This window comes from Bacteroidota bacterium (assembly GCA_018698135.1).
In the GTDB taxonomy this organism is placed as follows: domain Bacteria; phylum Bacteroidota; class Bacteroidia; order CAILMK01; family JAAYUY01; genus JABINZ01.
On record JABINZ010000274.1, the window covers coordinates 1 to 24903 of the forward strand.

Consider the following 24903-nt stretch of genomic DNA (forward strand, 5'->3'; position numbering starts at 1 on the left):
AAACCAAAGCCATTGAAATATTGATAACTTTTTAAACGCTAAAGCTAAAAGTTACCAACATTACAACAGCATTATGAATATTATTATAAATTTGAAATTAAAGGAAATTATAACCAGACAGAGTTTGATTTACACTCCCAGTAATTTCTTGTTGACATTTTAATATGATACTCTTTAACACTGGATGTATAAGCAATCGAAGTATCATTGTATCCAAGCATATTTACATCCATTGTCCTTAGCCCTTCTTTAGCTATAAAAAAACATTCTCCAACAATATTTGAAGCATAAGTTGGAATTGTATCATTGTCAGGTATTACAATTGCAAATGCTATCGGCTCTCCATCACTATCAGATATATGAATTTTAGTCAAATTATTATTCTGCGCATTTGTATTAATAATAATTCCCAAAAACAGTAATATGTATGTTAGTTTCTTCATTCTATGAGGCACAACTTTTAACTATCATCCACCCTATAGCATAAAATAAACCTTTAAGAGTAAATCCAGTTTATAAATAACTGCATTATCCGCATTAATATCTTATTCACTCTTCAAATTTTTCTTTAGAAATTGAAGAGAACTGATAGCTATCAAATTTAATAAATATTATTTATTTTTATACAGATATTTTATAGCACAGTGAACTGCATGATCCTAACTTAAATTTGCTGTTTTACAGGTGATATAGATAGGTAATCTGTGAATAATAAGCTTGGAGTAGAATATAATATCCTATGATGCAAAAAAAAGCTGCTGCTTCAAAAGCAACAGCTGATTTTGTACCGATGACTGGACTCGAACCAGCACGTCCGTGAAGACACTACGACCTGAACGTAGCGCGTCTACCAATTTCGCCACATCGGCATAAACTATAAGAATAAATGCCTAAGCACCTTGTTTTGTGAAAATTACTAGCTTACCAAAAGCTCAATTTCCAATTTTCCACCAAATGTCGGGCAGGCGCCACATTGGCATCGCCACAAAAATACTGTTTTTTCGATTCATGCAAATTAAAATATTTAACGATGGCAATTTTTTTTTTGGAAACTTTAGCTCCTATAAATCAATAGCATTTATTGAATTTAACCTTAAATATTATGCTTGTGCTTTCATTTTTCAGGAAGAAATTTAATTTTTAAAATAATACTTATACATTTGCACACACGAGAAATAATTGAACTGGCTATTTACGCCACAATGCTTATTAAATGAAGAAATTTCCTCTCCACTGGCAAATATTGGTTGCCTTAATACTGGCTGTTATTTTTGGCAGTATGTTCAAAACAAACTATCAAATTACACCCAAGGCAATTGAAAAATTTCGTGATTTAGAATTACCCGAACAAATGATTTCTGAATTGGAGAAAATTCAATTTAAGAATTTCACAGAAAAAGCATTGTTCGAAAAAACGCTCAATGAACAAATTGGGAAAGAAAATGTTGCCCCTTACAAAAAAGTAATTATCAGGCAAGCATATAATAACGATCCTGTGCGTGCCATTAGTTGGATGGGCGATTTGTTTCTTCGGGCATTAAAAATGCTCATTATTCCACTCATATTAGCTTCCATAATTTCTGGTGTAAGCAATATTGGTTCAGCTGATAATTTAGGTCGCTTGGGGCTCAAAACCATCTCCTATTATATGCTTACAAGCCTGTTGGCTATTATTACCGGTTTGCTTTTGGTGAATATTTTTCAACCCGGAGTGGGTATCGACCGAAGTTTAGCAGAATCGGTTGACGGCCTTATTTTAACCGACAAAACACTGGGACAAACCTTGATAGAAATTGTTCCTGAAAACATATTTACTTCTTTTACGAATAGCCACATGCTATCCATTATTTTCTTTGCTATTCTGTTTGGATTTTTCATTAGCAAAACATCCGATAGCCATAAACGCATTTTGAGCAATTTCTTCAATGCATTGTTCGATATCATGATGAAAATCACCCTTTTCGTTATCAAATTCACCCCATTGGGCATATTTGGTATCGTTGCAAAAGTGGTATCAGAACAAGCCGATTTATGGGGACTGGCACAACGAATGGGCGTATATATGTTTGTTGTTATATTAGGTTTGGCTATCCACATGTTTGCTACTTTGCCTCTGCTCACCCGATTTATTGGAAAAGTCAGGCCTTTCAAACATTTTAACAATATGTCATCTCCTCTCCTCACTGCATTTTCAACTTCATCCTCAGGTGCAACTTTACCTTTAACAATAAGTGCAGTTGAGAACAAGTCAGGAGTATCTCAAAAAGTATCCAGTTTTACCTTACCACTTGGTGCCACCATAAACATGGATGGAACGGCTCTTTACGAATGTGTTGCTGCTATTTTTATTGCACAGGCATATGGAATGGATTTAACTATCGTACAGCAAATAATCATTGTCATAACCGCTTTATTGGCTTCCATTGGAGCAGCTGCCATACCTATGGCAGGCCTGGTTATGATAACAGTAATTCTATCAGCCATTGGTTTGCCGCTCGAAGGGGTAGGTTTAATATTAGCAGTCGATAGAATTCTTGACATGTTCCGTACGTCCACTAACGTATGGAGTGATACTTGTGGAGCTGTTATCATTGCCAAATCTGAAAAAGAGAAATTACCAATCGATCTGTAGCTTGGGTAGAAATTAATTTGTCAGCTTGTTTTTTCCTTCTATTTTTGCAGCGCTTTAAAGTAAGCTGTAATTAATGGTATGCACTTTTGGAATAACTTTTGTTCAATACACATGCAAATATTTAAATATAAAAGTGTGCAAAACGCCTCATTTAAAAAATTATAATGTTAAAAAATATACTAAACATCCTATTACTATCATCGATTCTCCTTCCTATTCAACTTTTTTCTCAATCTCATAACGATCATAAATGTGGTACTGACTTTTATCACGATGCATATTATCAAAACAATCCTGCCGAGTATGAAGAGTTTATTCAGCATTTAAATGAGCGGGATGTAACTCCTTTTAAGGCACAACGAAGAGGAGACTTACGTATCATACCTGTTGTCTTTCATATCATTCACCAAGGAGGAACTGAAAATATTGGTGATGATCAGATTATTAGTTTGTTGACAAAATTAAATGATGATTTTCAGGGTAGAAATGCAGATAGCGCAAGCGTTCGTGAAATTTTCAAGCCTGTATATGCTAATATGAATATTGAGTTTCGATTGGCAAATATTGATCCTTCAGGAAGATGTACCAATGGAGTGAACAGGATTTATTCTGACAAAACAACAGATGCAAGAGATAATGTAAAAAGTTTGATTCAGTGGGATAATCAAAAATACTTGAATGTTTGGGTTGTTAAAAGCATTTATAATTTTGGCCAAGCAGGTACTATACTTGGCTATGCAACATTTCCCAAATATGCTATTTCTAATCCAACCAAAGATGGCATAGTTATTCGCTCCGATTTCCAAATGTATGGTGGAAGAACACTTACACATGAAATAGGTCATTGGCTTGGTTTATTTCATACTTTCCAAAGTGGATGTGGTGGTGATTGTGAAACTTCAGGTGATTTAATTTGCGATACTCCACCCGTTTATGAAGACTCATATGGTTGTGATGCGAATAAAAACAGCTGCCATCAGGATTCTCCTGACTTACCTGATATGAATGAAAATCATATGGATTACACCAGTTGCCGATTAATGTTTTCAAAAGGACAAAAAGAAGTTGCCGACTATTATCTGGCATCAAATTATAGAAAAAGCCTAATTACCAATTCCAATATTCAGGCAACAGGAGTTAATAACAGTGGTGTATATACCTGTATTCCTGTAGCCGACTTCGATGTACAAGATGTAACGCATTGTTCAAACTCAGGTGTTGAATTTATTGATCAATCTGCTGGCTCATCTGATATCAGCTACAAATGGTATTTCGATGGCGGTACACCAACATCATCAACCGATCAGCATCCGGTTATACTTTATGCAAGTCCCGGGAAATATAGTGTAAAACTGGTTGTGAGTACATCAAATGGAAAAGACAGTCTGCTTAAAGATAATATTGTCATGATTTATCCTGAAGAGGGAAATAGTATTGCTTATCGTGAGAATTTTGAAGATCCCAATTTTGCTGATGATTTCTGGTTTATACAGGAAGAGCAAAACAGTGTCGAATGGAAAAGAACAAATAATTCTTCTTATGAAGGCTCCTATTCCCTTTTCCTGAATAATTTTTATAGCAATACAGCAAATCTTGAATACTATTTTATTACCCCTCCTGTTAACTTAACTGCTGTGAATTCACCAGCCATGTATTTTAAATACGCACATGCACAAAAAACAGCAGATTCCAAAGATATTCTACGGATATATGTATCCAAGAATTGTGGCGAAAGTTGGTCCTTACGTAAAATTATCAATCAGATAAATTTACCAACTGCCGGACAGCTTTATCCAACTAATTTTGCCCCACAGAATAAGTCATTGTGGCGAGATTTTGTACTTGATTTAAGCAATTACCAAGGTCAAAGCAATGTATTAGTAAAAGTTTCCTTGTTTAGCCAGGGTGGTAATAATATGTATGTAGATGATTTGAAATTCTTCAGTACCACATCCATTGATAATGAAATCAGTAGCGATGCCCAATTGAAAATATACCCTGTACCAACAAGTGATCATCTATATTTAGAGAGTCCCATAAACATTAAGGATGCAAACATTTATATCACAGATGTTATGGGTCATATCGTATTTGAACAAAAACAGATTACACTGGATGCTACAAATCCATTACATCTGAATTTAACACAAATAAATACCGGAAAATCTGGTGTTTATTTCATCTTATTAGAAGCTGAAAATCTATTTATACGGAAGAAGTTTAGCATAATTAAATAAACTGCAGAGGAGAAATTATGAGTAAGAATTTAGTGATTGTTGAGTCACCCGCAAAAGCAAAAACCATTGAGAAATTTCTTGGAGCTGATTTCAAGGTAAAATCCTGTAATGGACACGTTCGTGATTTAGCTACCAACAAACTTTCAATCAATGTAGAATCGAATTTTGCACCTGAATATTTGGTCCTGAAAGAAAAGCAAAAAATAATCAAGGATCTGAAAGAAGATGCCAAAAAAGCCGATTTTGTATGGCTAGCAACTGATGAGGATCGTGAAGGAGAAGCCATTTCCTGGCATTTATCTGAAATTCTTGGTTTGACAGACAAAAATACGAAACGTATTGTTTTTCATGAGATTACCAAAGATGCCATACTGGATGCTGTATCCAAGCCTCGAAAAATAGATCAGGATTTAGTAAATGCGCAACAAGCACGTAGAATATTAGACCGTTTGGTTGGTTTTAAAGTATCTCCTGTTCTGTGGAAGAAAGTTAAACCCGCTTTATCAGCTGGTCGAGTTCAATCTGTTGCTGTGCGCTTAATCGTAGAAAGAGAGCGCGAAATCATCAATTTTAAATCAACTAACTACTACAAAGTTGTTGCTGAGTTCACAATAACAGATGATAAAAATCAAGTAAGGAAAATTAAATCAGAATTATCTGAAAGATTAGCGAATATGGAAGATGCACGTAGTTTTTTAGAAGATTGCGCAAAATCTGACTTCAGTGTTGCTAAAGTTGAGCAAAAATCAGCAAAGAAAAACCCATCTCCTCCTTTTACGACTTCTACATTGCAACAAGAAGCATCCCGAAAGCTTGGATATTCTGTTTCTCAAACAATGCAAGTGGCTCAAAAACTATACGAAGCCGGGCATATTACGTATATGAGAACTGACTCGGTTCGTTTATCTAATTTAGCACTGGGAACAGCTAAACAGGAGATTACAGAAATTTTTGGAGCAAATTATTCACAGACCCGAAATTATCAAACCAAAAGCAAAAGTGCTCAGGAAGCGCATGAAGCCATACGACCTACGTATATTAAAAATAGAGAAATAAGTGTTGCAGCTCAGGAAAGCAAATTATATGATTTAATTTGGAAAAGAACAGTTGCCTCTCAAATGGCCGAAGCTCAAATCGATAAAACCATTGTTAAAATCAGCATCAGCCAAAATAGTAAACAATTTACGGCTACTGGTGAAGTAATCAAATTTGATGGTTTTTTGAAACTATATATTGAATCAACTGATGATGAAAACGGAAATGGAACCTATGAAATTCTTCCTCCATTAACGGAAGGTCAAACTTTGAACTTAGCACAACTAACAGCTACAGAGAAATTCACCCGTGCACCATTCCGTTACACCGAAGCCTCTTTAGTTAAAAAAATGGAAGAATTAGGTATTGGTAGACCTTCTACTTATGCACCAACTATTTCTACTATTCAAAAAAGAGAATATGTTAATAAAGATTATAAAGATGGTAAGGAAAGAGCGTATACTGTTTTATCTCTAGATAATCAGCTTATTGTTCAGGAAGAAAGTAAAACTGAAATTGTTGGAGCCGATAAGAATAAGCTAACACCATCAAGTATTGGCATGATAGTCAATGATTTTCTGGTCACTAATTTTGAAGCAATTGTTGATTTTAACTTTACAGCAGCAATTGAGAATGAATTTGATGAGATTGCCATCGGAAAATTAGATTGGCAAAAAATGATTGATCTTTTCTACAAAGATTTTGAACCAACCGTCAGTAAAGCAGAAAAAGTTCTCTATAATTCAAGTGGTGAACGCCAACTCGGACTTGATCCTAAAACGGGATTAGAGGTAAGTGCAAAACTGGGTCGTTATGGCCCCTTTATTCAATTGGGCTCCAGTAAGGATGAAGAAACAAAACCCAAATATGCCCGATTAAAAAGAGGACAACTTTTAGAAAACATCACTCTGGAAGAAGCTCTTGATTTACTTAAGCTACCACGCGACTTAGGCTTATTCGAAGAAGACATGATTTTTGCCAATATTGGTCGTTTTGGTCCATTCGTGGGACACAAAAAAGCTTTTTATTCAATTCCAAAAGAATTAGATCCGTACGAAATAAATCTGGAAGAAGCCATTGAAGTGATCAAAATCAAAAGAGAAGTTGATAAGAATAAACTGATTAACGAATATGAGCACGAAGGTGAAATCATTAAAGTATTAAATGGTCGCTGGGGTCCTTATATTTCCTACAAAAAGCAAAGCTATAAAATTGCCAAGGAAATTGATCCTAAAACACTTACACTAGAATCCAGTTTGGAACTCATAAAAAATACTGCACCAGCTGTAAAAAAAGGTGGACGTAGGGCTAAATCAAAATAAATAAAGCTGCCCACCATCCTATTTTCACCTATCTATATAGCTTAGTTTTTTAAGTTTTAATACACACTCAATTGCGTTTTAACGCAATATGGGTGTGTATTTATTTTTTTGTAGTAATTTTGAAAATAAGAAACACTCTAAACAGTGTTTTTTCATGTCGCTCATTCTGAAGAATTTTATCATGAAAAAGAACTTATTTCTATTAATTGCATTTCTACTCATTTCATTAATTTATTTTAACGGCTATTCACAAAATTGTCAGTGGCAAAATTTCTCTAAAGACACTTACTTTCAAGGGAAAGCAAGTGGAAAAATGGGCATCAATTCAAAAGGATGGGTTGTTATTGCTACTGAAGGACGTATTTATCATACAAAAGATACCGTTTGGGATGGGTTCAGCGATTTCAACTTGCCTTATAACTATGCAGTTTGTATTGATGAAATTGGGGATATTTATGCAGCTCATTACAGTTTTGGCTTTTATCATTATGATATTGGCGCTTCAAAAAAGAATATTTATAACGACACCAATTCAAGCCTTATTAGCAATGATATCAATTTAATAAAACAAGATCCTAAAGGCAACTTCTGGCTATCAAACTGGTCGAAGGGTGTTAGTTATTGGGATGGCGACACCTTCATTAATTACAACACTAGCCAAGGATTATGCGATAACTGGATTCACGACATCGAGTTCAGGGATGGATTTGTTGTTTTCTCTAGTATTAATGGTCCATTATCCATTTATAATGACACTAATTTTATTACAATTCCAAAAGAAGCATCAATCGGTGAGGTGTCGGATATTGCTTTGGATGCTCAAGGAAATATTTGGGCATTGATGTATTCGATGTCAAATTCTGCCTATCTGATTGGAAAATATGATGGTACAAAATGGATTACATTTCCATCTCCTTTTCAAAAAAGTGTTTATTTAACAGATATTGCTTTCGACAAAAACAACAATATGTGGATTAGTTCCTGGAATGGCCTTGTAAAATTTAATGGTATGAATTATCGATATTACAAACAAAGCGATGGATTAATCAATGATAGCATCAATCATTTTAAAATATCATCTAAGGAGGAAATCTGGTTTTCATCCGAGTATGGAGTATCTAAATTGACTGAATCTGGTCAAATTAGTGGACAAGTATTCGCAGGAGGAAATCCGGCAACTGCAGCCTTTGTTAAGCTGTTTAAGCTGAATAAAAAGAAGACAAAAACGCTTGAGCTAATTGATTCTGTAGGGACAAATGCCAGTGGAAATTTTGATTTCTCAGACTTAAAGCAAGGTGAATACATGCTTTACGCTGGTGGTGAAGTAAACTATGTAAATACCTATTTAGGAGATGTTGAAAGCTGGATGAAATCAAAAATTATTTATGTTGCATTTTGTGATAGCTTGTACGACAACAATACAATCAACCTGATCGATTTTCATCCTATTGCAGTTGGAAATGGTAAAATAGCAGGTAAACTAGTATCTGCTGATGGAACTCGAGCTGGAGCAGGACCAATTAAGGATGTGGATGTTACCCTTAAAAAAGTACCCGGTGGTGTAGTTAAAATCGCTAAAACCAATCAGTTTGGATTATTCGAATTCGATGAAATTGATACAGGTACTTTTTCCTTGATTATTGACATTCCCGGCTTGTCACAAGACTCAGTAAGGCAAGTAGTTATAACTGATTCAGCTACTACATTCAGTCATCAGGATTATGAGGTGGATTCAACTGGTATTCATTTGGGTGATTACAGCTCGGTTCAGGAAACATTTAATAGTTGGGGAAAAATGACTATCTATCCAAATCCGGCAACTTTTGAAATCAATACATCTCTTTATATACCTGTTTCCCAAGAGTTTGAAATAGAATTAGTTAATAGCAATGGCCAGTTGGTTTATTACAAAAAAACAGTATCAACAGGTCAAAATAATATTAAAATTAACATCCAGAATCAAGCTAGAGGTTTATACCTGCTAACTATAAAATCATCATCAATTAAAAGCATGCAAAAAGTTGTGGTGATGTAGTAATATTTTTACTAAAGAGCCTTTATTTCCAACGATTTCACTAAATTGAGTTTAGTAAAATGTACTTTGATTTGAAGCTTAATTAGAATAAGTTCAATTTGAAGGATTAAATTTTTAGTTTTGAGGAAATTCATTTACATCGTTCTATTTTTTATTAGTACTCTTCCCTCCTTTGCACAGCTGAGTGGAACCTATAGCATAGGTTCAGGAGCATCAAATTTCAGTAGTATCCAGCAAGCTGTCGATTCGCTGATCGTACAGGGAATCAATGGTCCGGTGGTTTTTAATTTGGTAAATAGCGTTTATTCAGAACAAATTCGAATCCCTGAAATTAATGGGGCATCATCAAGTAATACAATAACCATCCAATCTGATCTAAATAGTAATGCAACATGGACCTATGACTCTGCCACAGCCAATAAAAATTACGTCCTCAAACTTGATTCAGCAGATCATTTTATCATTCAGGGCATATTATTCACCAATCCAAGTTTAAACTTTGGGCGTTTAATAGAAATTGATGGAGATGCCAATCATAATGCTTTTATTAAAAATGGATTTACAGGTCAAAATGTTAATTCTACTTCTGATAATTACGCCTTGGTTTATTCATCAGGAGGTCGCGATACCTTGAACATATTTGATTCAAATTCCTTTTCTAAAGGTTCTGTTGGTTTGTATTGGTCGGGCAGCGGTAATCCGGAAAGTTATAATCAGGTTATTAATAATTCATTTTGGGGCCAATATGCTCGTGCGATCTATTGTTCAAACCAGGCAGAATTACTGATTGAAAATAATTATATCGGTAGCAATTCATCAGCCAGCACTTTTACTGGAATTGAGGTTGAAAATTCAACTGATTATGTTAAAGTAATTAGAAATCAGATATCTTTTTCATCAGAGGGTTTTTGTTTGTTGCTGGATGCTATTCAGGCACAAGCAGGAACCGAAGCACTGATTGCTAATAACTTTCTGCATGCTGGTGGAAATACTGCTGCCATAGGTGTGTTTGTTGAAACGTCCAACTACATAAATATTTATAACAACAATATAAATATTACATCAACAACTATTGGAAGTGCAGGACGAGCTATCAACATACAAGATGTTAATGGGAGAACTTCGCATATTAAAATGCGCAACAATATCATTGTTAACAGGGGGCTTGGCTTTGGAATTATAACCTTTACAACAGATACCGTCAGCAGCGACTATAACTGTTTTTATACCCCAAATTGCCCCTTTGGTTATTGGAATGGATATTCTACCAACACCATGGCTATATGGTGGTTATACACCAACCAGGATTCAAACTCAATCATTGCCAATCCGGGATTCTTTTCCCCATCCAATCTGCATGTTAGTCAGCGCAACCTTGATTCCAATGGACTCAGCTTAGCTGAAGTGATATACGACATTGATGGTGATGTAAGGGATTCGTTATATCCTGACATTGGTGCTGATGAATTTAATGTTTTCTTGAATGATATTGGATTAACCCAAATAGTTGATCCCATTGCACCTTGTCCAAATGCTTCTTCTATGATTTCTGTTCGTGTAAAGAACTTTGGACTGGATACTATTAATTCAATAGAGTTTGATTGGTTTGTCAACGGATTGAAAAAAAATAGCAATCCCATTGTCAAAACAGTGGTTTTGGCTCCGGGTCAGGCGACAAACATAATGTTGGCCTCCTATATTTTTCCATCGAATAAACCCACAGATATCATAATTATTGCCAATAGAGTAAATCTAAAAACGGATACAAATTCATTCAACAACATGGTTGTCAGGACATTTCAAACCGCCCTGACTGGCAATTATACCATAGGTCCAACTGGAGATTACACAAGCATTTCAAATGCTGTTAGTGATTTACATGAATTAGGTGTTTGTGGACCTATTGATTTTTATATTGAAGCAGGTATTTATATTGGCCAAATTAGCATTAACGATATTAAAGGTATTTCATCAAATAGCAGAGTTCGTTTTATAGGTGAAAAATCGACAACTGATAGCGTAATCATTCAATTTACGGCTGCTCAGTGGTATGCAAATTACACCCTCAAAATTGGTAGCCCCTGGGTTGGTTTCGAAAATGTGAGCATTATCAACGATGGAGCAACTTATGGACGGGTAATTGACCTCGTGGGTGCAACACATGGGGTTACATTCAGCAAAAACAACATCATCGGACTTAGTTCAGTTTCTGCTTCCTCTGAATTTGCTCTTATTTATGCTGCAGATAATTTCAGTACTGATTCATTAATGCTATTTGATTCCAATCATTTTATTGATGGATCTTATGGTATTTGGATTTCTGGTTTATCCTTAAATGATTTCGGATCATCTAATTATATCACCAATAACCAATTTAAAAACCAATTTGTTATTGCCATTCAAGGTCTTTATCAAAAAGGACTTCACATAATTGGAAACCATATTGAAACATCTACAAGCTATTCGAATTATGCGGCTATTCAAATTCAAAACTCTTTTAACAATTTTGTTATTTCCAAAAATAAAATAAATGTAAAGCAAGGCCGATATGGTATCAACATCGTTTATACAAATGGCAATATAAATGAAAGAGGACTCATTTCAAATAATTTCATCCACATCGGAGGAAGCTTTAGTAATGTCAAAGGTATTGGGCTCGACAATAGTAGCTTTACGAATATTTATAATAACAGTATTCACATAACCACAGATCATTATTCCGCATCTGGATTGTTTATCAATAGCAATGTAACTAATTCCTGGGTTTATAATAATAATCTGGTTAATACTGGTCCTGGATATGCTCTCTCCTACTTCGGTGTAACATATCTAAAAAGTGATTACAATAATATCTATACAACATCGAATAATTTTGCTTGGTTTAATGGCAACCGATTAGATCTTTCGGCCTGGCAACTTTCAACAAAATATGATTCCAATTCTGTTTCGGCTAATCCCTATTTCACATCAAAAACCGATTTACATTCAAAAGCTATTGAATTGGATTCTGCTGGTACACGTTTACAAAAAGTATTGTACGATATTGATGGTGATTTAAGAAATCCCTATTTCCTTGATATTGGTGCTGATGAGTTTGTATTGTTAAGTAGTGATGCAGGTGTTGTAGATTGTCCTACATTTTCAGAAACGGCCTGCGATGGCATGAAGAGTCTTCAGGTTGAGTTGATAAACTATGGTGTAATTCGCCTCGACAGTATTGATATTGTTTGGTCCATCAACAATCAAGTTGCCGACACAGCTACTTATTACGGTGCCTTAGGCTATTTAAAATCAGATACCCTAACATTGGGCAATTATTCCTTTAATGCCGACTCCAACTATACCATAACCTTTTTTACTCTCTTCCCAAATGGACAAACAGATGAAAAGCACGAAAATGATAGTTTTACTATTCGTGATTTAAATATTGTTTCTTTTCCTCAAAATATTCAAACTCACGATACGCTCTCATGTTTCAATGATTCGGCACTCTTAGAAGCAACTGCAAGCAATGCTTACAGTTATTTTTGGTTTGATTCAATAGCATCAGGAGCATTACAGCATATTGGTCAAACTTTTAAAACACCAAAGCTTAAAAATACAACCACCTATTTTGTAGAAGCACGAAGCAAAGCCATACCCGATAGTCTGAAAACTACCTATAATTCAGGATTAGGTAATCTGACCAATGGTTGCATGTTTGATGTATCAGCAATTTCAACAGATCTTACCATAGATAGTTTCGATATTCATACCCTGTATAAAAACGACTACCCAGTTTGGGTGTATTATAAAAAGGGATCATACGTTGGCTTTCAAAACGATTCAGCCAGCTGGATATTATTGGACTCAACTACTGTTAATGCACAAGGATTTGAAAAAGCAACCCGAGTACCAATAGGTGGTTTTACCATTCCAAAAGGAGAAATGTATGCTATTTATATTACCACTATTCCTGTTAGTTTCTTAAACTTCAGTAGTGGCAATAGTACTTATTTAGATGATGAGCTCGCTATTTGGCCAGGCATAGCTTTAGATTACCTTTTTGATGCCACATTTGCCGTGAGCGCGGTCTTCAATGGTCAAATATATTATTCAAGTGGTGCTTTTTGTCAAACTGAACGAAAAGCAGCTACAGTATTTGTAAAAGAAAAACCAAACGTTATTCTTCCTGTCGATACCTTCGTTTGTTATCAGCAAACATTGGAACTAAATGGAAATCATGGACCAAGCTATAGCTACGAATGGAGAAAATTACCTTCTTCTGCCGTAATTAGTAGTTCCGAAATATTTAGTATTATTTCAAATGGCATCTACAGCCTGACAGTTGATGATGGATGTGGACATATTGATATTGATACAATACAAGTGATTAGTGCACTTAACCCTGAAGCTGATTTTATTTTAAATGATACTTCACAGTGTATTTATAACAACCGAATAGTTTGTACGAATAAGTCTTTTGTTTTATTGGATAGCTTGATTTATCACTGGGATTTTGGTGATGGAGACACCTCCAGTGCGGAGAATCCAAAACATAAGTATACGAAGGATTCTGTTTATAGAGTTACACTCAAAGCTATATCTGATAAAGGTTGTATGGATTCACTGAGCAGGAATGTGTACATTAATCCAAAACCTGAAGTCGATTTTTCTATCGCTATTAATTCGAATTGTTTAAACGACAATAGTTTTGATTTCTACAATAGCTCAAAAATCAAATCAGGTAGTTTAACATACAAGTGGTTGTTCAGTGATAACTATACAAATACTGTGGATTCGATCTTTAACTATGGTTTTAAATCCAATGGATCGTTTAGCATTCAACTGATTGGAAAATCGAATTATGCTTGTTACGATACCTTCTCAAAAAGTGTCAATGTAAAAGAAAATCCTGTAATTGATTTGGGTAAGGACACAACTTTGTGTGCAGAACAGCATCTTGTTTTGGCACCCGGATTTGGATTTGATTCCTATTTATGGTCCAATGATTCTACGGATGCAGCTATTTTGGTGGATACCAATAAAGTGGGTATAGGTTTGCAAACATTTTGGGTACAGGTGTCTGAAAATGGTTGTGAGAGTTATGATACTATTCTGGTCACTTTTGTGATTTGTGGATCAATTGAAGAAGAGAATCATACTGTTTTGGTTTATCCAAACCCGGTTTCCGATCTACTTCATATTAAATTTGATGGTTTTACATCAAGTAACGAGCTGGTCATATTAGTTCTTAATATAGAAGGTAAGCAACTACTTATTGATCATGTGGGATCTTCTAATACATCTCAAACGAATTCTATTAATGTTTCTCAATTGCCTGAAGGAATGTACATATTGCAGATTAAAGGCGAGCATTACTATAGCCATGTTAAATTCATCAAGAAGTAAGCAAAGAACTGCTATTATAACTTGTCAAGATGGGAGTCGTAGGCCGACTTCAAGTCGCACTACGACTGAAACTGGATGAAGCACACTAGCAATAAGGTTTAACATAAACTTTTATTCAATAAATTTGAGTTTAAAACAACACAAATTTTATGAATTTAAAAGCCCTAATTACTAAAAACCGCAGTTACCGCAGGTTCTTTGAAGATATCCAAATTGAACGTTCACAACTCGAGGAATGGGTTGATTTAGCCCGCCTATCCCCTTCTGCTAAAAACTTACAACACTTTAAGTATCATTTAAGTTATACTACTGAAGCTTGTGACCAGATATTTCCCAATACGGCTTGGGCTGGTTATCTAAAAGATTGGCCGGGACCAGAAAAAGGAGAAAGACCATCTGCCTATATTACAGTATTGCTGGATAAAACCATTAGTTCCAATCCATGGCACGATGAATATATTTCCGCACAAAGCATATTATTAGGAGCTGTAGAAGCTGGATTTGGAGGCTGTATATTAGCTGCCATCAATAAAAGAGAATTATCAAAAGAATTTCAACTGGCTGAGCATTTTGAAATAATGTATTGTATTGCGCTGGGAAAACCCAAAGAAGAAGTTATCGTAGAAGATGTTGAAGATGATAGTATTATTTACTATCGTGACGCAAATCAGGTTCATCATGTGCCAAAGCGGAAATTGAGTGAGTTAATTATTAACTAGCATTCGACATAACAAAAGCTTGGATTTAATAGTAAAAAATGTTTTACAGCTTATTCTGTAGTTATTTATAAAAAAAATGTATATCCTCAATTATACCACAGTCATTTCTATTGTAATAGCATTCATATTTGTCCACCGATTCCAGAAATTTCACTAGTCTCCTAAAAACAAAACTATGGCAATTTTTACATCATTGGTTTAATAGCGGAAATTCAATTAAAAAAGGGAATCAATAAAAATCAATTCCCTTCGTAATAATTCTATGAATTCAGTGATATCTACTTATCAATCCTGATTTGCATGCTTTTCTTTTCCTGATTAATTTCAGCAATCACCACGTATAATCCGGCAAGCATTCGATCTGTATTATAACTAATCCTTAAATCGTTTTCTACAGGGCTGTTATAAAGTTCTTCAACTAATTGTCCATTCATGTTCATTATTTTTACCACCACATTGGACAATTCCTCAACCGTAACAACCACATTGAAATGATCGGTAGCAGGTGCAGGATAAACTGTCAAATTTGACACCCTGCATTCTTCTTCGGTGAGTGATGTTCCTTGAGCAATCCAAGTAGTAATAATGGGTGCCAAAGGAGAAGTTGCTGATAAACGTACATCGTGCCAGCTTCCATCTTCATCAATTAGAAATTTTTGAAAATTCCACTCAACAGGCGCATCTTTTACACCATTCTCAGTTTGTTTGGTAAGCCATTGATAAAGGGGATGAATTTGAGCCCCACTGACATGAATTTTGGCCATCATTGGAAAAGTGACCCCATAATTATCTTCACAAAATTTGAGAATATCGCCATCTGAACCTGGCTCCTGATTTCCAAAATCGTTGGAAGGAAATCCGATGATGGTAAAATTATGCTTCTTATAATCTTGAAACAATTGTTGCAGCTCTTCATATTGATACGTATATCCGCACAAAGAAGCTGTATTTACAACCATGATCTTTTGCCCTTTAAAAATGGACAAATCAACAGTATCTCCATTAATGGATATTACCTTAAAATCATGAAAGGTCTTTTGTGAAAATGCTAAAAATGAGAGTAGAACAAATATATAAATTGAAATGGCTTTTTTCATGTATTGCTAAATTTTTTCAAGTTCAACCGTGAAGTGACGCATAATAGGAGCTTCGTAATTAATCCTGAATCCGGATTTAATGTCATTTCTTCTGTCCCAAACGTTCTTCAACGCAACTGCAATATAGTTCATATGATTGAAAGTATAGACACGCCTAGGGATTGCCAAGCGTAATAACTCTAATTTAGGGTAGCGATTTTCCCTGCTTACAGGATCTCGATCTGCCAGTAAAGTGCCAATTTCAACTCCCCTAACACCACTTTCGATATATAATTCAATACCTAAAAGCTGTGCAATAAATTCTTCTTGTTTAATATGAGGAAAGAATCTTTTTGCATCTACAAAAATAGCATGGCCTCCAAAAGGCTCCTGAACAGGAATTCCAAAATCCTTCAATTTTTGTCCCAAATAAGCAACCTGATCAATCCGGGCTTCTAAATAATCACATTCTGTTCCTTCGTATAAACCTTGAGCCAAGGCATTCATATCGCGACCTGACATACCACCATAGGATATAAATCCTTCATAAATAATATTGAATACACTAGCTTGTCGGAATAACTCCAGGTCTTTCATGCCAATGAAACCACCCATGTTCACAATAGCATCCTTTTTTGAGCTCATGGTCATAGCATCCATGTAGGAAAATGTTTCCTTCACTATCTCCCGAATATCCTTGTTTGCATATCCTTCTTCTCTTTTTTTAATGAAATATGCATTTTCGGCAAAGCGCGCACTATCAGCAACCATTTTCACACCATGCTTCGAACACAAGGCCGCTACTTCGCGGATATTTTGCATGGAAACAGGTTGTCCTCCTGATGAATTACAGGTAATGGTTACAACTATAAAGGGTATTTTCTCAATCGGGTTATTTAAAAAAACATCTTCCAATTTTTTCAGGTCAATATTTCCCTTGAAGGGATGGAGAACCTGGGTATCGAATGCTTCATCGATGGTGCAATCAATTGCTTTGGCCTTACGAAACTCGATATGTCCTTTAGTTGTATCGAAATGTGTGTTTCCGGGAATAAGGTCTCCCTCTTTGATTAATGCTGAAAACAATACATTCTCGGCTGCCCTACCTTGGTGCACTGGTAGAAAATACTCAAATCCGGTTATATCTGTAATGGCATTTTTTAGTTTGTAATAAGAAGTGGAACCTGCATAGCTTTCATCTCCCAGCATCATTTCTGACCATTGTTTATCAGACATGGCACCGGTTCCCGAATCAGTCAACAGGTCAATAAATACATTTTCGCTTTTCAGATTGAACAAATTGTATTTGGCTTCTTTTATAAATTCTACTCTTTCTTCTCTGGTTGTCCTTTTAATGGTTTCAACCATTTTAATTTTATAGGGTTCTGCAAATGGTAATTTCATCATTTAATTGATTTAGTTAATACAAATATGTAAGATGGATTTCAATTAGACAGAAAAGAGTCGCGGTCTTTGATATTTCGGAATATTTGTATCACAATAGACAGAATTGATAAAAGTATTATCAGAAATTAATAATGGTCAAAAGTATGAATTTTTTATTTAAGTTGCTTTGCGAAATATTAAAACGTGTTTTGAGCTAGTTTTGATGGGTCGAAACGTTCTGTAACAATCACAACCTGACTTTTACTCTTTATCCTTCACTTGCAGCATATTCAAGGCTTTATATACTTTATGAATTGGCAAACCCATGACATTATAAAACGATCCTTCTATCCTTTCAATTCCAACCATCCCAATAAAATCCTGTACGCCATATGCTCCAGCCTTGTCGTATGGCTTATGATGTTCAATATAATAAAGAATTTCGTCTTCGGTCAACTCACGAAAAGTCACTAAACTTATATCGCTAAACGTAATTACGTCTTCTCCCTTGGCAATACAAACACCGGATATTACCTGATGCGTTTTTCCAGAAAGTAAGGAGAGCATTTCAAATGCTTCCTTTGCATCCGCTGGTTTATTAATTACTTGCTCATCTAATACAACAATGGTATCTGCTGCCAATAATATTTCATTTTCATAAGCTGCACTAAGCGACATGGCTTTTTGCTCAGCCAAAAAAACTGGAATTTCTTCAATGGACATATTATCAGGATAATTTTCGTCAATATGAGCTGGAAGGACTTCAAAAGTATAGCCTGCTTTGGTCAATATTTCCTGTCTGCGTGGTGATTGGGATACGAGGATCATAAGAAGTAAAAAGTTGAAAGTTTAAAGTGACTAAAGTTAAATGTAGCAAAAATAGGTTAGGATTTAGAATATTATAAAATCAGAATAATAAAGCAAACATGGAAACTGTTCCTGTAACAACAATAAACTTAATGAAGCGTGTAAGTTGCTCAAAATCATTTTTAGTTTCTGCTTTTGGAATAAGATAGAGTGTGAGCGATAATGGAATAAGGACCAAAATAAAGAAATACACCATTAATGCCCAATAAGCAGTTAAGCCGTAAACTAACACAGAAAATATGATCAGGGCAATAATTTGGACAATGGTAAGGTTTTGCACCAGATTCTTACTCTTTTGTACGCCAAATTTGAGGGGAAAGGTTTTGAATCCTGCTTTTTTGTCTCCGTCCATATCTTCAATATCTTTCAACAATTCCCGAATTATGCCGGTTAAAAATGCAAACGAAGCATACAGGAGTAAAAGTTCAGGATGAGATCCCTGCTTGTAAATCCAGACAATGATTAATACAAAAGCAAGAAGCAAGGCCACAACAAAATTCCCGAATAAGGGCGTCCGTTTTATTTTAACAGCATACAGAAATAGTATGAAGCTAACTGCTGAAAACATCAAAAAAAACTTGACACCCATGTGAAATTTCCAATAAAGAAGAAATCCAAAATACAAAGCCAACAGGTTAAAGCCAACATAGATATACATGGCTGTTCTGATTTTTATCCGTTGCCCGAGCAAGACTGTATCAGGTCGGTTGATAATATCTGCCTTTAAATCATAAATATCATTGATGATATAACCTGCTGAGGCAATTAAAATCGTTCCCCCAATTAACAACAACAAACTTCTGGGTGGAATATGAAGAAATCCTTCGACCAAACAGAAATAAACCATTAATTGAACCATTATGGTGATGAGCAGGTTTTTATACCTGAACAATCGTAAATAAGCCATGATGGTTTGAATGTTCATTTAAACTAGTTTATAAGTGCCTAGAGTTCATCAAGTGCCTAAAGTGTTTCGAGTACTTGGCATTTTTAATAGATCAAATTTACTAAAACAGAACGAATGATTATATAAACCAAATTGAAGCTTGAATTTAATACATAATCAAACTTTAGGCACTTTCAACTTTAGTCACTTTAAGTAATTCTCTTATAATCCTCCCTTATCATATCACTAATCAACGCGTATAATTTCTTTTGACTTTTATCTTTTAATAAACTTTTGTGTTTATCAGTAATACCACAATCTCCCCTTTTAGCAGGCCCTGTTTGTGCTTTGGCAGGACTCAGGTCAAAGGCTTTTTTCATTGTCTCGTCAACCAGTGGTTTTAGTATTTGAAAATCCAGATTTTCTCTTTCCAATATTTCACTGGAAATTTTTAATAAATAATTAGGGAAGTTGGAGGCAAAAACAGCAGCCATATGCACAATCAGTCTCTTTTCATCCGATAATATTGCCGTTTTATTACTTAGTTTTTGCGCAAAATTTAACAATATTTGCTCGCTTTCATCATTATTTCCACTGACAAATATGGGTACTTCATCAATTTGAATTTTTTGATCTTTACTGATTGTTTGCAATGGATAGAAAATGCCAAATCTGGAGGAAGTTTTCTTGAATACCTCTGATGAAACAGAACCAGATGTATGAACGATCAATTGATCTGAAAGTGGAATTCTTTTTCTTAATTCCATAATTGCATCATCTTTAACTGATAAAATATACAAATCAGCTGTTGGATCTATTTTATCAAATTGATTCACATTCAACTTTGCTCCCAGCATTTCTGCCAGAGGTTTAGCCTTTTCTTCCGTTCTTGATATTATTTCAAGAATGTCAAATCCCTTGCGTTTCATTTCATTTCCAAAAAAATGAGCTACGCAACCAGAACCAATGATGGATATTTTTTGTATTTCCTTCATAATAGAATAACAAAGTTAGGTAAAGGTGAGAAAACGAATAAAAGCTTGAAGTTAAAAGTGTTAGCGAAATGAAGAAGTTTGGAGTGGCTTATCCTAATTCATTAATTCAGGAATAAGTATAGACCGTCAGCTGCTTATTGAATACTTCTCTGACGAAAAGCTTCATAAATCATGACAGCTGCTGCATTCGACACATTCATTGAATCAGCTTCACCGCGCATCGGAATTTTGATTCGCTGATCAGCAGCATGCAGCCAGTAATCACTTACTCCGCTAGATTCAGCTCCTAAAACCAAAGCAGTTGGCTGTTTATAATCCAAACCAAAAAAGTTTTCTGCAGATTCTAAATGAGATACATAGACCTGTATGTTGTTCTCTTTAAAATATGTTACAGCATCCGATGAAGAACAAACAACGATTTGATTGGTAAACAAACATCCCAAACTGGAACGCACTACATTGGGATTATAAAGATCAGTTTTAGCATCACAAATAAACACAGCATCCACGCCTGCTGCATCGCAAGTGCGCAATACAGCACCTATATTCCCTGGTTTTTCAACACTTTCTAAAACAATAATGAGTGGTTTTTCAGGAAGTTTCAAATCCACCAAATGATGAGATTTCAAGGATGCAACAGCTACTATATTATCAACTCGGTCTCGATAAGCAAATTTTGAGAAAACCTTTTTATCCATTTGAATCAAATCGCATTGGTCACTCAGATTTTTGAATAAGTCTAGATCGATTAGGTAGCTTTGATTAAATATTACTTTACTAATCTCATAGCCCGCCTTGATTGCTTTCTCAACTTCACGAATTCCTTCGATAAGAAATGATGCTGATTGTTCTCGATTTGAAGCTTTCTGATAACTGACTAATTCTTTAACCAGTGGATTTTGGGCACTGCATATTTCGATTATTCTATTCATGATGGTTTATCTCCTATCCTCACCGTATCTGTACAATAAACGAAAAATCAAAAGCAGTCTTAAGCAAGATGCTGGCTCAACTATTTCATTTGCTTCCACTTAAACATCAGTTCAGTGAGTTTTTGCTTGGTATGTTGCGGGAAATCATTTTTGATCATCCAACCATAATAGGCGGGATCTTTTTCGAAAATGTCAAAAACCTTTTTGGATTTATGTTTACCAAAATTGAATACAGCATCTCCTTCAGCGTTTAAAACAACTCGTCCTGCTAAATCAACCATGTTTTCTAATTGTTTGCCCGTAAACTCATATAGACTTTCCATATCGTCCCCAATATCGTCATAACGCAATACCTGAGCTTGAAGAACCTCTTCTGTAGCAGCAATATCTGCTTCAGCCGAATGTTGATTAATAATTTCTTTATTGCAATAAAACTTAAAAGCTGCTGCTAAATCTCTCCTTTCTTTTCGATGAAAAATATGCTGTACATCCACCACCTTTCTTCCATCCAAAGAAAAATCGACATTGGCACGAAGTAGTTCTTCAACAAACATGGGCAAATCAAATTTCACTACATTATATCCAGACAAATCTGCATTTCCTATAAAATTAACAAGACTTTTGGCCACTTTTGCAAAAACAGGTTCATCCTTTAAATCTTCATTTGAAATTCCATGAATCTCTAAGCTTTCCTTAGAAATTGGTATTTCAGGATTAATCCGTTGTGTTAGGATTTCTCTTTTACCATCAGGCATGAGTTTCAAAATGGATATTTCGATAATTCGGTCGGTACTAACGTTTAATCCCGTTGTTTCGAGATCGAATAATGCTAAAGGCTTTGTTAATTTAATTGACATAGTTTAATGTTTGCAGCAAAGTTGAAAAATTTTGAAGAATTATTAGGATTTATTTGATAATAGCAATTTTTCAATCACTATAGGAAAATATTCATATTCTAAGGCATGAACTTTCTGAGCTATTTCATCTACGGATTCTGTTTCTGGATCAATAGTGCAGGATTTTTGGAAAATAATTTGTCCTTCATCATAATAGGAATTCACATAATGAATGCTAATGCCTGTGATTTTGTCTCTGTTTTGCTTTACACTGGCATGAACTTTATCACCATACATCCCTTTTCCTCCATACTTAGGCAATAAAGCCGGATGAATATTGATAATTTTATGTGGATAAAGCTGAATAATAGTATCTGGAATTTTCCATAAAAAACCAGCCAGCACAATTAAATCTATTTTATCTGTTTGTAATTTGTCGATAATATCAGTGCGCTGTTGCAGGCTTGTTTTATCAAATACATGATAAGGTATATCCAATCTTTTGGCCCGTTCTATAACTCCTGCAAGAGGATTATTCGTAAAAATACATTTAAGGGCAATCTGCTCATTTTTGGCAAAATAATTAGCAATATTCTCAGCATTAGAGCCACTACCAGAAGCAAATATGGCGATGTTTTTTACAGACAAGGGCTCGCTTTTAGAGTTCAAATTCGTCAATGAAAAGTTTTGTAAAGAGCTCGCTAATATTTCCATTCCCATCTAAATTGTGTAATTCAAGAGATGAAATAATGAAAGTTGTTTTGCCCAATGTATTAGCTCTTTTTGCCATAACTGTCGATTTTCCCGTCCAAATGGTGGAGCCCGATGAAGTTGATTTCGTAATAACTGCATCATACAGTGGAGTTGATGAGAAATCTTCATAGAAAGGACGAGCACTGGCTATAAATTTATTTGGATCGGTCTTTAAATCAGGCCATCCCGTATGCAACTTATTAACATCCGATCCTTTGGGTAAGCGAAAAGCGATAACACCGGGAGGCAAACCAACTAAGGAATCCATGGGTGAAAAATCGAGATAACCAGCCTGTTCTGAAATAGATGAGGCAATTTCAACCGACATAAACATCTTCCCTCCTTTTGCAAAAAATTCGCTTGTAGTCCGTTGTGCCAGCGACATGGAAAAATCAATATCCTTCCCAAACCAAATAATGGTCTCAAAAAGATTAAAAATCATGGATTGGGTGATATTATCTGGTGCCAGTTCGGTATAATGTTCACTATTAATTTCCTGTAAACGTGTAACATCAAAATCAGTTATGCCAATGGATTGTAGATTATTTACATAAAAGTTCTCGCGTGTAACAATACTGGACGAATACGCATTGACCAGCAACACGTCTGACTTTGGTTTCCGGACATATATTTTATAGGAATAGGTAAAAGCCGATTTTTCGCCAACAATATCTACAGCTCGTATGATTAATTCATTGGTATCATTTAATAGCATTCCCTCCAAAGTATTGGTATGCAATGTCAGGTTATTACCCTGAAGCACTTCACAATCAGTAATTGCATTGCTGCTTTTAGCTTTTAAAATCACTGAATTAAAAACAGCATCTATAACAACTGGATTTGAGGATGTATCATTTAAGAATAGTTCATAAAAAGCAATGTTCTCATCGCCATCAGGATCGCTTCCTTTCCAGGTATATTTTAATATGGGGAATGAATTATCAGGCTTACGTTTGGGATTTCCAACAGCATACTCAAATTTCACACTGGGAGGTGAATTTTTAACAGGAAAAACAATATAGGCCGGTGATGGATCAACCATCCCTTCGTTATCAACTGATCGAACATAAAAAGCAAAATCAAAAGTATCCTGACCTTGTGGGATATTCACCAAAAAAACGGAATCCTGCCGTTGTGTAGCTTTCCACATAATTTTATCCAAGGAAAACTCAAAAGAGCTGACATATCCATCAGGATCGTCTCCCCACCAATTAATGGCTATTTGTGTGATAAACCTATTTTCACCAAAGCGCATGATTGTATCAACAGTGGTGTAGGTTTCTGGAGCTTTGTTCGGGATTAATTCTCCCTTGATATTATCTTCACAAGCAGAAAAACCAATAAGGATAATTCCTGCAAATAAAATCGAATGTATAGTGGATTTAAACATTAGTAACAACTAAAAACTTAATTTGTATAAAACAAAAATAGATAAATTTTGAGTTTATACTAAGCGTTTTGTAAAGAGTATTCTTCATAGATAAAAATAATAATTGGAAGCGAATTTTAGACATTGATATTAAATTTTGGTCTTATTGTGCGATTATTATTATTCAGGAGAATTGAAATTTGAATATTCGTTTAACTTTGTATTTAATTTTATTGGCCTCATAGTTCAATGGATAGAATTTCAGATTCCGGTTCTGAAGATTTGGGTTCGAATCCCGATGAGGTCGCTAAACTGATAATAAATAACACTAATACTGCTTTAATTTTATTTGAGTAAGCTGTATCACTCTTCTCACAAAAACCAAATTTTTCATAAAACTATATTTTAGGGTAACAATTAGTAGTCTTTAAA

At 34.9% G+C, this 24903-nt stretch carries 16 protein-coding genes and 2 tRNA genes; 7 read left to right on the forward strand and 11 right to left on the reverse strand.

Going from position 1 to position 24903, the window contains the following annotated elements:
- Positions 1 to 107: 107 nt before the first annotated feature.
- Together HOG71_16795 and HOG71_16800 are read right to left on the reverse strand one after the other, a co-directional pair.
- Complete coding sequence (locus tag HOG71_16795; protein ID MBT5992507.1) at positions 108 to 443, reverse strand: hypothetical protein; 336 nt, start codon at positions 441 to 443, stop codon at positions 108 to 110.
- A 342-nt stretch (positions 444 to 785) separates the two neighbouring features.
- Positions 786 to 869 (reverse strand) — tRNA-Leu (locus HOG71_16800).
- A 344-nt stretch (positions 870 to 1213) separates the two neighbouring features.
- Between HOG71_16800 and HOG71_16805 the strand changes: the two genes are divergently transcribed.
- From HOG71_16805 to HOG71_16830, 6 genes are all read left to right on the forward strand, one after another.
- Entirely contained in the window at positions 1214 to 2632 is a 1419-nt protein-coding gene (locus tag HOG71_16805; GenBank protein MBT5992508.1) for a dicarboxylate/amino acid:cation symporter, read from the forward strand.
- Between the two features lie 164 nt (positions 2633 to 2796).
- The gene (locus tag HOG71_16810) at positions 2797 to 4869 is read left to right on the forward strand and encodes a PKD domain-containing protein (protein MBT5992509.1); all 2073 of its coding nucleotides are present in this window, start codon (positions 2797 to 2799) and stop codon (positions 4867 to 4869) included.
- 17 nt (positions 4870 to 4886) lie between these two features.
- Positions 4887 to 7226, forward strand: a complete 2340-nt coding sequence (gene topA, locus HOG71_16815) for a type I DNA topoisomerase (GenBank protein ID MBT5992510.1) — start codon at positions 4887 to 4889, stop codon at positions 7224 to 7226.
- 181 nt (positions 7227 to 7407) lie between these two features.
- Positions 7408 to 9261, forward strand: coding sequence for a T9SS type A sorting domain-containing protein (locus tag HOG71_16820; protein MBT5992511.1), 1854 nt, complete (start codon positions 7408 to 7410; stop codon positions 9259 to 9261).
- Positions 9262 to 9381: 120 nt separating this feature from the next.
- Entirely contained in the window at positions 9382 to 14652 is a 5271-nt protein-coding gene (locus tag HOG71_16825; GenBank protein MBT5992512.1) for a T9SS type A sorting domain-containing protein, read from the forward strand.
- 149 nt (positions 14653 to 14801) lie between these two features.
- Positions 14802 to 15371, forward strand: coding sequence for a nitroreductase family protein (locus HOG71_16830; GenBank protein ID MBT5992513.1), 570 nt, complete (start codon positions 14802 to 14804; stop codon positions 15369 to 15371).
- A gap of 278 nt (positions 15372 to 15649) precedes the next feature.
- On the opposite strand, the gene HOG71_16835 is transcribed toward HOG71_16830, so the two are convergent.
- From HOG71_16835 to HOG71_16875, 9 genes are all read right to left on the reverse strand, one after another.
- Positions 15650 to 16468, reverse strand: a complete 819-nt coding sequence (locus tag HOG71_16835; protein ID MBT5992514.1) for a T9SS type A sorting domain-containing protein — start codon at positions 16466 to 16468, stop codon at positions 15650 to 15652.
- Positions 16469 to 16474: 6 nt separating this feature from the next.
- The gene (locus tag HOG71_16840) at positions 16475 to 17851 is read right to left on the reverse strand and encodes a tryptophanase (GenBank protein MBT5992515.1); all 1377 of its coding nucleotides are present in this window, start codon (positions 17849 to 17851) and stop codon (positions 16475 to 16477) included.
- 243 nt (positions 17852 to 18094) lie between these two features.
- Positions 18095 to 18661 carry a septum formation protein Maf gene (gene maf, locus HOG71_16845; protein ID MBT5992516.1) on the reverse strand — a complete coding sequence of 189 codons (567 nt, stop codon included), beginning with the start codon at positions 18659 to 18661 and terminating at the stop codon, positions 18095 to 18097.
- A gap of 79 nt (positions 18662 to 18740) precedes the next feature.
- Positions 18741 to 19625 carry a geranylgeranylglycerol-phosphate geranylgeranyltransferase gene (locus HOG71_16850; protein ID MBT5992517.1) on the reverse strand — a complete coding sequence of 295 codons (885 nt, stop codon included), beginning with the start codon at positions 19623 to 19625 and terminating at the stop codon, positions 18741 to 18743.
- A 170-nt stretch (positions 19626 to 19795) separates the two neighbouring features.
- Positions 19796 to 20581, reverse strand: coding sequence for a DUF2520 domain-containing protein (locus HOG71_16855; GenBank protein ID MBT5992518.1), 786 nt, complete (start codon positions 20579 to 20581; stop codon positions 19796 to 19798).
- A 134-nt stretch (positions 20582 to 20715) separates the two neighbouring features.
- Positions 20716 to 21504 (reverse strand): RNA methyltransferase, encoded by a 789-nt coding sequence (locus HOG71_16860; protein ID MBT5992519.1) that lies wholly within the window; start codon positions 21502 to 21504, stop codon positions 20716 to 20718.
- 89 nt (positions 21505 to 21593) lie between these two features.
- A complete protein-coding gene (locus HOG71_16865) occupies positions 21594 to 22370 on the reverse strand; it encodes a 3'-5' exonuclease (GenBank protein MBT5992520.1) in 777 nt (258 codons plus the stop codon).
- 42 nt (positions 22371 to 22412) lie between these two features.
- Positions 22413 to 23063: a phosphoribosylglycinamide formyltransferase gene (locus HOG71_16870; GenBank protein MBT5992521.1), complete on the reverse strand. Its 651-nt coding sequence runs from the start codon at positions 23061 to 23063 to the stop codon at positions 22413 to 22415.
- Complete coding sequence (locus HOG71_16875; protein ID MBT5992522.1) at positions 23008 to 24492, reverse strand: hypothetical protein; 1485 nt, start codon at positions 24490 to 24492, stop codon at positions 23008 to 23010. The genes HOG71_16870 and HOG71_16875 overlap by 56 nt, the downstream gene beginning before the upstream one ends.
- 214 nt (positions 24493 to 24706) lie before the next feature.
- On the opposite strand from HOG71_16875, the gene HOG71_16880 reads away from it, so the two are divergent.
- Positions 24707 to 24778, forward strand: a tRNA-Arg gene (locus HOG71_16880).
- The last annotated feature ends 125 nt before the right edge of the window (positions 24779 to 24903 follow it).